This is a genomic window from Adhaeribacter rhizoryzae (assembly GCF_008629685.1).
GTDB classification, from domain to species: Bacteria; Bacteroidota; Bacteroidia; order Cytophagales; family Hymenobacteraceae; genus Adhaeribacter; species Adhaeribacter rhizoryzae.
In genome coordinates this window covers 70,913-83,901 of record NZ_VWSF01000009.1, presented here as the reverse complement: position 1 = coordinate 83,901, position 12,989 = coordinate 70,913, and the positions used below count along the sequence as shown (strand labels likewise).

Annotated in this window: 7 protein-coding genes; all 7 read left to right on the top strand. The window is 46.4% G+C overall.

Going from position 1 to position 12,989, the window contains the following annotated elements; translation table 11 throughout:
• The first annotated feature begins 143 nt into the window (after positions 1 to 143).
• Complete coding sequence (locus F0145_RS13085; RefSeq protein ID WP_150088864.1) at positions 144 to 2,237, top strand: glycoside hydrolase family 20 zincin-like fold domain-containing protein; 2,094 nt, start codon at positions 144 to 146, stop codon at positions 2,235 to 2,237.
• Between the two features lie 67 nt (positions 2,238 to 2,304).
• Positions 2,305 to 3,900, top strand: coding sequence for a PQQ-dependent sugar dehydrogenase (locus tag F0145_RS13080; protein ID WP_223816038.1), 1,596 nt, complete (start codon positions 2,305 to 2,307; stop codon positions 3,898 to 3,900).
• Between the two features lie 859 nt (positions 3,901 to 4,759).
• Positions 4,760 to 7,879 (top strand): SusC/RagA family TonB-linked outer membrane protein, encoded by a 3,120-nt coding sequence (locus F0145_RS13075; protein WP_150088863.1) that lies wholly within the window; start codon positions 4,760 to 4,762, stop codon positions 7,877 to 7,879.
• A gap of 18 nt (positions 7,880 to 7,897) precedes the next feature.
• Positions 7,898 to 9,376 carry a RagB/SusD family nutrient uptake outer membrane protein gene (locus F0145_RS13070; RefSeq protein ID WP_150088862.1) on the top strand — a complete coding sequence of 493 codons (1,479 nt, stop codon included), beginning with the start codon at positions 7,898 to 7,900 and terminating at the stop codon, positions 9,374 to 9,376.
• A 145-nt stretch (positions 9,377 to 9,521) separates the two neighbouring features.
• Positions 9,522 to 10,799 (top strand): Nramp family divalent metal transporter, encoded by a 1,278-nt coding sequence (locus F0145_RS13065; protein WP_223816036.1) that lies wholly within the window; start codon positions 9,522 to 9,524, stop codon positions 10,797 to 10,799.
• A 24-nt stretch (positions 10,800 to 10,823) separates the two neighbouring features.
• Positions 10,824 to 11,840, top strand: coding sequence for an NAD-dependent epimerase/dehydratase family protein (locus tag F0145_RS13060; RefSeq protein WP_150088861.1), 1,017 nt, complete (start codon positions 10,824 to 10,826; stop codon positions 11,838 to 11,840).
• A gap of 3 nt (positions 11,841 to 11,843) precedes the next feature.
• Entirely contained in the window at positions 11,844 to 12,938 is a 1,095-nt protein-coding gene (locus F0145_RS13055; protein ID WP_150088860.1) for a dihydrodipicolinate synthase family protein, read from the top strand.
• Positions 12,939 to 12,989: the final 51 nt, after the last annotated feature.

Here is a 12,989-nt window from a genome sequence, read left to right as displayed (position 1 = left end):
CTCGGAAATGTTTATGTTTGGTTAATACAAAAATAAAAACTGTAAAAATCTGGCAAATATTACCTGTAAAGCATTCCGGATTTTTAGTAAAGCAGTGTATTCCGCGCAAGCAATAATTTTTTCTGTAGCTTAACTTTAAACAAATGAAATTTATCTTCGGCCAACTCTTACTTGTTTTAGTCTTATTCAAAAACCTGGCGGCCGATCCGGTGCCGGCAGATTTTCCGGCGCAGTTTAAATTATTGCCGCAACCCCAAAAGATAGAAATGCTACCCGGAGGCAACTTGCCTTATACCACCGTAAAGGGTATTTACCTGCAAGGTGCGGCTACCAAACCGGTTTTGTACGGCTTACTCAAAAATATACCCCTGGCCGCTAACGCCGGCAAAGAAATAATTACCCTAACCATTACCCAGGATAACCAGGTACCCGCAGCGCCCGAAAGCTATTTGTTGCAGGTAACGCCTAACGGCATTAATATTTCGGCCCGCGACCAGGCCGGCTTGTTTTACGGCTGCCAAACCCTGAACCAGCTCCTGGAAGATGCCCGTGACCAGAATATTGCTATTCCGGCCGTTAAAATTACCGATTTTCCGGAAGTGGCTTACCGCTCGGTGCACCTGGATTTAAAACACCACCTGGATGCCGGCCATTATTATTACGACATGATCGACCGCCTGGCCCAGGTAAAGGTAAACGCCATTATAGTAGAGTTTGAAGATAAGCTGCGGTACCGGGGCGCGCCGGTAGTAGGGGCCAGCCACGCTATTTCGATAGAAGAATTTGCCGCCATCAGCCGCTACGCCCAGGAACGAAATATCCAAATCAGCCCTTTGGTACAAGGTTTAGGCCATGCTTCTTTTATTTTAAAGCACGACCAGTACAAGCCTTTACGCGACGATGCTCAATCTGACTGGGCTTTCGACCCGCTCAATCCCAGAACCTATGAGTTGCAGTTTTCGCTTTACGACGATGCGCTGGCCGCAACCCCCAGCGGCAAATATTTGCACATTGGCGGCGACGAAGTAGGCAAACTAGGCGTATCGGAACTGGCGAAAAAATCCGGCAAAAGCCCGCTGGAATTGCAAATGTACTGGTTAGGCAAGGTAACCGAGTATGCCCGCCAGCACAACCGCATTCCCATATTCTGGGACGATATGCTTTTTAAATTATCGGGCGTTTACGAAACTACTCACAACGAACGTATGCCCAAACAGCGGATTGATAGCATCTGGCAAGCCAAGCAATCGCAACTAACTCAAAATTTGCCTTTGTTTCCGAAAGAATGCGTTTACATGCGCTGGAACTACAAAACACCCGATATTTACGGCAATAAAAAGGCGATTGACTGGTACAAACAAAATAATTTAAAAGTAATGGCGGCCACAGCGGCCCAAACCATGTGGCCGATGTTACCGCGCGAAAATTCGAATTTAGAATCTATAAAAGATTTTAGTCGCATTGCCGCCGAAAAGAAGATGGACGGTATTTTATGCACCGTTTGGGACGATTGCTCGCCGCACCACGAAACCGTCTGGCGCGGACTTTACAATTTTGCTTTGTTTAGCTGGAACCACGAAGACCTTTCGGCCGATGCGGTGAATGCCTTATACCGCCATCGTTTTTACGGTCCGGCTTTAAGCAGTGCTTCCTTTGAGTTTCAGAATAATTTGGAGGATGCGCTGGTATTCTGGGAGAAAGCCCTCCTGGACAAAGGTTACCGGAATAATTACCCCCAAGATATTGATTTAATAGAGTTGCCCGATGCCCGGAAAAATGGTGACTGGAGTAAGCAATACCAGGAAAAAATAAATAAAGCCCAGGCCGAGGTACAGCGTTATAACCAGATTAAGGAAACCATTGCCAAAGCCCAAACCGCCGCTATACGCAATACTTATAACCTGGCACTTTTTAACCAGATGAACGAACTCCAGATTTATCCGGCTAAATTATTATTGCTCCTGGCCGAATACGACAAAACCAAAGTTGCCCGGCAAAAGAAGGAAGCTGCGCAGCAGGTTCAACAGTACGTTAATAATTTTCCGGTGCTCCGGAAACAGTACGAAGAAGTGTTCTCGAAAACCCGGTTTCTGCAGAATCCGGCCGGATACCAGCTCGATCAGAACGGGCACCACCACCTGGCCAACGGCACAAATAACAGCGACTGGATGTACGTTTTTGAACTGGAAATGAACAAAAAACTAAATAGCTGGTCGCCGTTAAAGGTAAGCTTATAATATTAGCGGTTAATGCGTTAGCCGCTTGCAGCCTTCAGGCGAGGCCGGTTTTCTGATTACGAATTACATGAAAATTTCTTCTTTAAGCGCTTTGCTGTTTTGTTTTCTGCCGCTGTTGGGCTGTCAGCATAAATTAGGGATGGGTAGTAATAGCCCAGGGAAAGCGCTACTGTTTACCACTCCCGTAGAAACATTAATTACCCTGGATTCTACCCAAATTGGGGTGGGTACGGTGGCATCGGGTTTGGATGTACCCTGGGAAATGGTGTGGGGACCCGATAATAATATTTGGTTTACCGAGCAGGGTGGTGCCGTGAGCAAACTAAACCCGGCTACCGGCGAGAAAAAAATAATGCTGAAAATTCCGGATGTTTACCGCCGCCGCTCTATGGGTTTATTGGGCATGGCGCTGCATCCCGATTTTAAAAAATCGCCTTATGTGTTTCTGGATTATACTTACCTGCAAGGCGAAGCGGTGAAGTCGCGGTTGGTGCGGTATACTTATCAGCGCGATACCTTAACTAGCCCGGTTGTTTTACTAGATAATATTCCGGGGGCAAACGGCCACAACGGATCGCGGTTGGTAATTTCGCCGGATAACAAAATTATTATGACTACCGGCGACCTGAACGTAGGAAAAAACGCGCAGGATAAGAGCTCTATCAATGGCAAAATATTAAGAATGAACCTGGATGGCTCGGTGCCGGCCGATAACCCGATACCCGGCAGCCTGGTGTGGTCGTGGGGGCACCGCAATGCACAGGGTTTGGTTTGGGGCCCCAACGGTAACCTCTACAGTTCCGAGCACGGCGATGCCAGCAACGACGAGTTGAACCTAATTCAGAAAAGTAATAATTACGGCTGGCCCACGGTAGAAGGCTACTGCGACCAGCCGGCAGAAAAAGCTTTTTGCACCACCACCCAAGTAACAGAACCTTTAATCGCCTGGACGCCTGTAATTGCGCCGGCCGGCATCGAGTTTTACAATGGCACTGCCATACCGGAGTGGCGCAATGCGGTTTTACTCACTACGCTTAAAACCCAAACGTTCCGGGTGCTTAAACTAAACAGCGCCGGCACAGCAATAACAAAAGAAGAAATATATTTAGATAAAGCTTATGGCCGCTTGCGCGATGTGGTGGTTTCGCCGGCCGGCGATATTTATATAGCTACAAGCAACAAAGACTGGAACCCCGCCGAAGGCTTTCCTAAACCCGCTGACGATCGCATCATCCGGCTTTACCGGATAAAGCAAGGAGAGCCTATAACCAAAGCACCCGTACAAATTGTAGCCCAAACAACCGCGTCAGCTACCCCGTCAACCTTACCTGATTTAATTGCTCCCGGCAAAATTGTGTACGAGCAATATTGTGTTTCCTGTCATAAAAAAGATGGTAACGGCGTAGCCGAAACGTTTCCGCCTTTGCAGGGTGCGGAGCAGGTACTGGATAAAAATGCTTTAATTAAAATTGTGCTGCACGGCTTATCGGGCCCGGTAAAAGTAAAAGGCGTAGAATATAACCAGCAAATGCCGGCATTTACATTCCTAAGCGATAAAAATATTGCTGAGGTGCTTACGTATGTGCGCTACCAGTTTGGCAACAAAGCCAGTGCCGTTGCTGCCGAGGAAGTAAAGAACTTAAGAACAGCCGGTAAGAATTAAACCAGCGTAGACGGGGGTAATATTGGTACCGCTACTAATTTTGTGGGCTAATATGGAAGCTGTTTGGTGTTTTGATTTTGAGCGGAAGCCAGCGCCATAGTTGTCAGCTAAGAGAAAATATACACTACATACACCTTTTTCAATCGCCTGCCTTTGAATGGCCCCTGACTTCAGTCAGGGGTGCTAAAAACCCGGGGCTAAAGTACCCGGGCAATGCAAGGCTGCGTTTAGCCCGAGTTATGGTGTTTTTACCGTCAATCTTAAAACTTCTGCTAAACTATTATAAGTGAAAACAACCAGCCAAGGGATTAAGTTTTGGTGCTTTATAGGTGATTGGTTCGCTTTGGATAACAAGCAACTTCAATATTTAAGCTAACAATCTTGTCTGGTCTAAATAATTAAAGTTCTCTTCCTATTAATTTAAGGTAATAACATAAAGCAATGTAATTATTCTTTTGTGTGTACGAACCTTAAATTTTGATTTTCTCCTACTAAAATTACTTAAAGTATTTTTTTTATAATTTTTTCCGTGTAATTTAAGGGTGCAGGAGCGCGTAAAAGAGAACGGCAGCGTAGATTGAAATTAATATAAAGCAGAATAGCGCTTCTTTTTAAGTTAGCTTCTACCTTAAAATCTACTATTAACAATAAAATACAGCTATATAAATTACGCCTGCACCCTTTAAGTAATTTAATCGAAAATTTCTTGAAAGTATAGATTTAAGAACTGAAAATTTAACATAATGCGTGTACGAACACATTTAATTTAAATTTATCTATTTACATAAGTATTATTTGCTTGAAGCCTTTTAGATAAGATAGATTTTAACACCAAACAAAAACCTAATAATTAAGTAGCATGAAAAAATTTACGAATGGTTGGCCTTATCTGGCCTGTTTGCTGCTCCTGGCCGGGCCAGGGCAGGGCGCCACGGCCAGCACCAGCAGTAGTGTGGCCGCAGCCCGCGCAGCAGTAAGGTTAGTTGACTGGGAAATTACGGGCAAGGTAGTATCGGAACGGGGCGAGGCATTGCCTGGGGTAACGGTGTTATTAAAAGGCGGCTCGGTGGGGGCCACTACCGATGCCAATGGCAATTTTGCTTTACGCGTACCCGAAACGGCCGGCACTTTAATATTTTCTTACATTGGTTCGGTTACCAAAGAAGTCTCTTTTTCCGGCGCAGGCGCGATAAATGTAACTTTGTCTGATGATGCCAAAGCCCTGCAAGAAGTAGTGGTAGTGGGTTATGGCACCATGAAAAAAAGTTCTGTTACCGCAGCAGTTGCAAAAATTGAAAATAAAATATTGGATCAGGTACCAGCGGGCCGGCCCGAAACAGCGCTCGTAGGCCGTTTGGCCGGGGTTAATATTGCGCAAACCCGTAGTACACCGGGTGCAGCGCCTTTAATCCGGATTCGGGGAGCGGGTTCTATTGATGCCGGTAACGATCCGCTGGTGGTGATTGATGGTTTTCCGGGGGGTAGCCTGGGGCAGATAAACATGAACGATGTAGAATCGATTGAGGTGTTAAAAGATGCTTCTTCGGCGGCTATTTACGGTTCCAGAGCGGCCGGCGGGGTAATTATTGTTACCACCAAAAAAGGCCAGACCGGTAAACCTAAATTAAATTTTAATACCTACTATGGCGTTTCCAAACCCATGTTGCACGACGACTGGGTAACCGGAGAGGAATATTACAATTACGTAGTAAAATATCAGAACCGCGAATTTGCCTGGGCGGGCGGCGATCCGTCTATCCCGGTTTGGGGCGATCCGCGTCGTCCGGCGCAATACCAGGTAAACCCCATTATTAAAGAAGAACCCCAAACCATTTGGCAGGACGAAGTTTTGCAGCGGGCGCCTATCCAAAGCTATAATTTTTCGGTAAGTGGCGGTACCGATGCCGTTAAATATTATGTATCGGCCACGCACAACGGCGAAGAAGGAATTGTTAAAACGGCTTCTTATAAATTTTATGGCGTGCGGGCCAACGTAGATGTAAAAGTCAATAAAATAATTAACATGGGTTTCTTGCTGAATCCATCGTATGCCAAACGACGCGATGCCGGTTCTTTAATGGTAAGCCTGGTAAAATATCCGCCGTTTGTAGCGCCCCGCAATCCCGATGGTACTTATCCGAAGGCCAGAGATTACTGGGGCCAGAATGTTACCTCGCAAGCCAACCCAAACGGCATTCTGAACGGTACTTTTAATACTTCCAGCGCTTTAAATAATGTAGGAGAAGCGTACCTGAGCCTTGAACTATTAAAAGGCCTGAACTTCAGAACCTCGGTGGGTACCAATATTTCTTCTGGTTCTTCGGATTATTTCCAGGCCAGTTTTGCTACCAACAGCGGCTCCACCAGCGGTTCGGCCAGCGACTACCGCACCATCAACCTGTTAAACGAAAATACCCTGAACTATAACCGTACTTTTAAAGACATACATGAGGTTAGTGGTTTATTGGGAGCGTCTTACCAGCAAAGTACTTCCCGCAGTACCTCATTAGCCGCGGTGCCTGGTTCTTTTAACAACGATATTATTCATACCCTAAATAATGCCATTATTAACCCGGCTGGTACTTCTTCTTACCGCGAAGGTTGGGGTCTGGTTTCTTATTTCAGCCGCCTGCATTATGCTTTTAAAGAAAAATATTTACTGTCGGGTTCCTTACGCGCCGATGGCAGTTCGCGGTTTGCGCCGGATAATAAATGGGGATATTTCCCTTCGGCTTCTGTGGGCTGGCGCGTATCGCAGGAAGGTTTTATGCAAGATATTCCGGCTGTTAGTGAACTGAAGCTGCGCGGAAGCTACGGTGCTACCGGTAATTTTAACATTGGTAATTTTAGTTATTTAGGTGGAATCACGAGCGTTAATTATTCGCCTAATAATGTGTTTGCGAAAGGCATGGCGCAGACTTCGTTCGGGAACGATAAACTCAAATGGGAAAAAACCAACAGCTATGATTTTGGCGTTGAGTTAGGCTTGTTTCAGAACCGGATAAATATGGTTCTGGATTTTTACGATAAAACCACCACCGATCAATTATACAATGTGGCCATTCCGGCTATTACCGGCTTTACCGGAACGCTCTCTAATATTGGCGAAATCCGGAACAAAGGGGTAGAATTAGAATTAAACACCAAAAACCTGACCGGCGATTTTAAATGGTCGACTTTCTTCAATGTGTCGCGGAACCGCAACGAAGTAGTTTCTTTGGGCGGCCTTCAGGAAAGAACGGTTACCGATACTTACGGCATGAGTTGGTTATTGCGGGTAGGGGAGCCGATGTTCTCGTACTATGGTTACCGCACCATTGGTGTTTTACAAAATGCTGAAGAAGTAAAGAATTCGCCGGTACTGGCTGGTTCAAAACCCGGTAACCCTAAATACCAGGACGTTAACGGCGATAATAAAATTGATCCGCAAGATCGGGTTATTTTGGGCAACTTTCAGCCTAAATTATTCCTGGGTATGTCTAATGATTTTGCCTGGAAGAATTTTGATTTAAATATTACTATGCAAGCTTCTTTGGGGGCTAAAATGTACACTTTCGAAAACCAGTCTTACCAGGGCAACGTGCTGGGTGCCATGCGCCGCTCTTTGGTAGAAACCCAGTGGTGGTCGCCGGCAGAACCCGGCGATGGCAAAATGCCAGCCGCCGCACTTAGCCAGCTAAACTTCCAGGGGGCTTCTGATATTTACATCGAAAATGCTTCTTTCCTGAGCGTCCGGAACTTAAACCTGGGCTATACCTTGCCGGTTGGCATTGCCGAAAAGTTCCGCATGAACAGTTTACGGGTGTATACTTCCATTAATAACTTACTAATGGTAACCGATAAAAATTTCCATGGCTACAATCCGGAAGGCTATACGGCCGGCGAAATTGGCGGGGTAAACAGTATGCCGGGTTACAATGCTAATGGTTCGGAGCCCATTAACCGGGTATTCACGGTGGGCCTTAATGTAAGTTTCTAAAGTTTAATTTAAGCAGCAATGAAAAAGAATAAAATATTAATTACAAGCCTGTTATGCTGGTCGTTGGGTTTGGGCGCTTGCCACCAGGAATTATTAGAACCAAATCCGGAATCATTATTAACCACGGCTAATTTCTTTAACTCGGCCAAAGATATGGATCAAGCGGTTTTGGGGGTTTACAGCCGCATGCAAGCCCGAAAACCCGGCGATTATTTATTGCTAGAGGTGCCCACCGATAATCTTTATTTATCGTCTAATACTTCGGTAGCTGGTGCGCCCGAACTGGATGTACTGGCGCCTACTTCGGCCAACCCCTTGTTAAATAATTTTTGGATAAGCAATTACAATATTATTTTCCGGGCCAATTCGGTGCTGAATAATATTGATAAACCTACCGATTACAAAGCCGCTCAGAAAGACCAATTTATTGGCGAGGCTAAATTTATGCGGGCCCTGACCTATTTTGATTTGGTGCGGGTATTTGGCGGGGTGCCTAAAGTTACCGTTCCGCTTACGCGTATTGATGAATCGCGCCAGGTACCCCGGAACTCCGAGGAAGAAATCTATAACCTGATTATAGAAGACTTAAAAGATGCTATTGACAAGCTGCCGGTACAAACCAGCATTGCCCGGGGCCGGGCCTCTAAAGCCGCGGCGGTAGCCTTACTGGGAAAAGTTTATGTTTACCGGAAAGACTGGCCAAATGCCAAAACCTACCTGGAACAATTATTCCGCGATTTTAACTACAGCCTGGTGCCAAATTTTGCCAATCTCTGGAAGTTAACCACCGAAGATAACAGCGAAGTAATATTTGCCTTAAAATACGTAGAAGGTACCAACGGGCACGGCTTGTCTACCGATTTTATTCCGAATGCGGGGGCACCGGGCGTAGTTGACCGTGGTGCGGAAGTAGCGTTGCCTTCCTGGAGCCTGCACAAAAAATACGAAGAAGGCGATACCCGCAAAGCCGCTACTATTACCGAAATGTGGCGCGCCCCAAATCGGCCTAATGACCCATTGGTGTGGTTACCTTTCGTAAGCAAATACGCCGTGCCGCACACCTACGGGGCTTCTGGTTTAGATTTGCCGGTACTGCGCTTAGCCGATATGATTTTATTGTACGCCGAAACGCTTTATGAACTAAACCAGCCCGACCAGGCTTTAGCGCAATTAAACAAAGTTAGAGAGCGGGCTTTTGGCGATGCTGCTCATAATTATTCTTTAGCAGATATTCCGAACCGGGATGCTTTTATAGATAAATTGTTGTTAGAGCGCCAATTAGAATTTGCTTACGAAAATGAGCGTTGGTTTGATTTAATGCGTACCAGCCGGTATACCACCGTAATGACAGCGGAGGAAAGAATTTACAACAATACCACCAAAACGCCGCTGGTCGTAAGCCTTGCACCAAAAGCTTTCCATAAATATTTGCCAATTCCGCTGCCCCAAATTGATCAGGCAGCACCCAATGTGTTGGCACAGAACGAAGGGTATTAATAAAATTTAAGTATATTAACAGCTTCAGGAGCTGGCTTTTATTCCGGTAAAGGAATGATTGCCTAAACCTGAAGTTGTTATTAAATATTCTGCCGGGGCAAATAGCACCACCACATAAGCGCTGAACAAAACCATAAAAGATAGCATGAACACAAATACTAAAGAGGCACAAACGGGTGTTAAACCGGCAGCGGCGGCAGATTACCAGGCGGAGGGCTTTTTACCTTCGGCCATGCGGTGGCTACGCTCCTTAGGACCGGGGATTATTACAGCGGCACTGGTATTTGGGCCCAGCAAAATGACCATCACGTCTAAACTGGGCGCCGAATACGGCTACGCTTTGTTGTGGATTGTGGCAGTGGCCATATTTTTCATGACCATTTTTACCGTAATGAGTGCCCGCATTGGCGAAGCTACGGATCAATCGTTGCTGAGCGCTATCCGGCAGAAATGGGGAAAAGGCGCGGCCATTGCTATTGGCCTGGGCGTATTTTTTGTGACTACTTCCTTTCAGGCGGGTAATTCTATCGGAGTGGGTATTTCCATCGCCGAAGCCAATGGCACTTCGCCCATACTTTGGGTAATAATATTTAATGTGTTGGGTATTGCTTTGTTGTTTTTCCGGGCCTTTTACAAAGTACTCGAAAAGCTCATGATTTTTCTGGTGGGGCTGATGCTGTTTGCTTTTATTACCACTTTGTTTCTGGCCAAGCCTGATGTAGCCGGTATTGCCGGCGGTTTTGTGCCTTCGGTGCCAACTGGTTCGCTGGGGCTGGTAATTGCTTTTACGGCTTCCTGTTTTTCTATTGTAGGTGCTTTTTACCAATCTTATTTGGTGCAGGAAAGAAAGAAGAATAACCCGCAAGCGGCGGGTAGCCGGAGCGATAGCATTACCGGTATTATTATTTTGGGCGTAATGAGTGCAATTGTGCTAATCTGTGCGGCGGCGGTTTTAAATCCGCAGGGCATTAAAGTGAGCAGCGCTTCCGAAATGGCCAAAGCGCTGGAGCCGCTTTTTGGTCATTATGCTTCTACCTTGTTTTTAACCGGCTTGTTCGGCGCTTCATTTTCTTCGCTGGTAGGTAATGCCTCGGTAGGCGGTACGTTGCTGGGCGATGCTTTGGGCTACGGCAGCAGTTTAAATTCCAAAGTGGTTCGGTTACTTATTGCCCTGGTAATGGTGGTAGGCGCTGTCATAGCCATTCAGTTTGGTAAACTGCCCCTCGAACTAATTGTTTTTGCCCAAAGTGTTACGATTTTCCTGGTGCCATTTATTGGTATTGCCATGTTTGCGGTAGCCAACGATGGTAAAATTATGGGGCCACTGAAAAACTCCTTAACGGTTAAAATATTCGGTGCTTTAGGCTTAGTAATATTAATAGGCCTGGCTTTTAGTAATGTAAACGAATTGTTTCTGAAATAAAGATTTCCAGATTAAAATATTAAAATGAGTGATTTAGAAGCTTTAGAAAGAGAATTATTACGGCCTTCGGATGCCTTAATTACCGATCTGTACGACATAGAAGGCGATATTATTTTGTTAGGCGTGGGCGGTAAGATGGGGCCTAGCATGGCCCGTTTAGCCAAACAAGCCGTAGATCAGGCCGGTATAAAAAAACGCATCATTGGCGTTTCCCGCTTCTCTGATCCGCAAACGCAAGCCGAACTGGAAGCCGATGGCATTGAGACCTATGCCGCCGATTTATTAAACGAAGATCATTTAGCGGCTTTGCCCGATGCTGCCAATGTGCTTTATCTGGCGGGTAATAAATTTGGAACTACCGGTAAAGAAGCTTTTACCTGGGCCATGAACGCTTACTTGCCGGGCCGGGTGGCCGAGCGATATAAAAATTCGCGCATTGTGGCGTTTTCTACTGGTAATGTTTATCCGTTTGCACCCGTAACTTCCGGCGGTTTAACCGAAGATCATCCGACCGGTCCGGTAGGCGAGTACGGGCAGTCCTGCCTGGGCCGTGAACGAATATTTCAATATTTTTCTGATAAGTATCAGATTCCGACCCTGTTGTACCGCCTGAATTATGCCGTCGATTTTAAGTACGGTATATTACTGGAAGTAGCGAAAGCCGTAAATGAAGGTCGCGCCATTGATTTAACCACCGGCAACGTAAATGTTATCTGGCAGGGCGATGCGAACGAAATAGCTATCCGGGCGCTGAAACACACCAGTGTACCCGCTAAAATATTAAATGTAACTGGCCCTGAAACCGTATCTATCAAATGGCTGGCCGAGCAGTTTGGTGTGCTGCTGAACAAAGAGCCCATATTTATAAACGAAGTACAGCCTACGGCACTGCTCAGCAACGCTTCCGAAGCGCACCGCTTGTTTGGTTATCCCCGTGTAACCTTGCGGCAAATGATAGATGTAACCGTTACCTGGCTGCAGGGCGGCGGTAAAACCCACAACAAACCTACCCATTTTCAGGAAAGAGACGGCAAGTTTTAAGATATGAGCACAGCAACCTTAGATCCTCAATTAAAAGCATTTTTAGACGCGGGTACCGTTATTCCGGCGCACCCGCTGGCCCTAAACCAAGACCGCAAACTCGATGAAGCCCGGCAACGCGGCCTGACCCGCTATTATATAGCCAGCGGTGCGGGCGGGGTAGCCGTAGGTGTACACAGTACCCAGTTCGAAATCCGCGACCCGGAAGTAAATCTTTACGAGACTGTACTGCAACTGGCCGCTGAAGAAATAGCCGCTGCTAACCTAAACCGACCTTTTCTTAAAGTAGCCGGCCTAGTGGGGCCTACAGAACAGGCTGTTAAAGAAGCCCGGATAGCGCTGAAACACGGTTATCATTTGGGTTTGCTGAGCATGGGTGGTTTGCAGGGCTGGACCGAAAAAGAAATATTAGACCGGGTAAGAGCCGTAGCCGACGTAATTCCGGTATTTGGTTTTTACTTGCAGCCTTCGGTGGGTGGCCGGATATTCAGTTACGAGTTCTGGCATGCCTTTGCCGAAATTCCGAATGTGCAGGCGATTAAAGTGGCGTCTTTTAACCGTTATCAAACTTTGGATGTGGTGCGGGCTGTTTGCTTCTCCAGCCGGCGCGACGAAATTGCGTTGTATACCGGCAACGACGATAATATTGTGGCCGATTTGCTAACCACGTATCGGTTTACGGTTGACGGAAAACCGGTTGAAAAAGAATTTGTGGGCGGTTTACTCGGGCATTGGGCCGTTTGGACGAAGAAAGCCGTAGCCTTGCTGGAAGAAGTGAAAGCCTCTAAAAATAACGGCAATGGCTGCTTCGACCGGATGCTAAGCCTGAATATTGAAGTTACCGATAGCAACGCGGCTTTCTTCGACCCAAGCCATAATTTTCACGGCTGTATTCCGGGCATTCACGAAGTGTTGCGGCGGCAAGGCCTTTTGGAAGGTCGCTGGTGTTTAAACCCGAACGAAGAATTGTCGGCGGGACAAATGGAAGAAATTGACCGGGTGTACGCGGCTTACCCGCACCTCCACGACGATGAGTTTGTAAAAGAGTTTCTGGCACAGGATAAGAAAACGAAATTATCCGGTACCGTTTCGGTCTAAGCCAATAACAAAATAACCTGAAGTTACTAATCCAATAACCATTTCTAAAGC

Coding starts and splice junctions, on each gene's coding strand:
- F0145_RS13080 (WP_223816038.1), top strand. CDS start 2,305: ATGAAAATTTCTTCTTTAAGCGCTTTGCTGTTTTGTTTTCTGCCGCTG.
- F0145_RS13075 (WP_150088863.1), top strand. CDS start 4,760: ATGAAAAAATTTACGAATGGTTGGCCTTATCTGGCCTGTTTGCTGCTC.
- F0145_RS13065 (WP_223816036.1), top strand. CDS start 9,522: ATGAACACAAATACTAAAGAGGCACAAACGGGTGTTAAACCGGCAGCG.
- F0145_RS13060 (WP_150088861.1), top strand. CDS start 10,824: ATGAGTGATTTAGAAGCTTTAGAAAGAGAATTATTACGGCCTTCGGAT.
- F0145_RS13070 (WP_150088862.1), top strand. CDS start 7,898: ATGAAAAAGAATAAAATATTAATTACAAGCCTGTTATGCTGGTCGTTG.
- F0145_RS13085 (WP_150088864.1), top strand. CDS start 144: ATGAAATTTATCTTCGGCCAACTCTTACTTGTTTTAGTCTTATTCAAA.
- F0145_RS13055 (WP_150088860.1), top strand. CDS start 11,844: ATGAGCACAGCAACCTTAGATCCTCAATTAAAAGCATTTTTAGACGCG.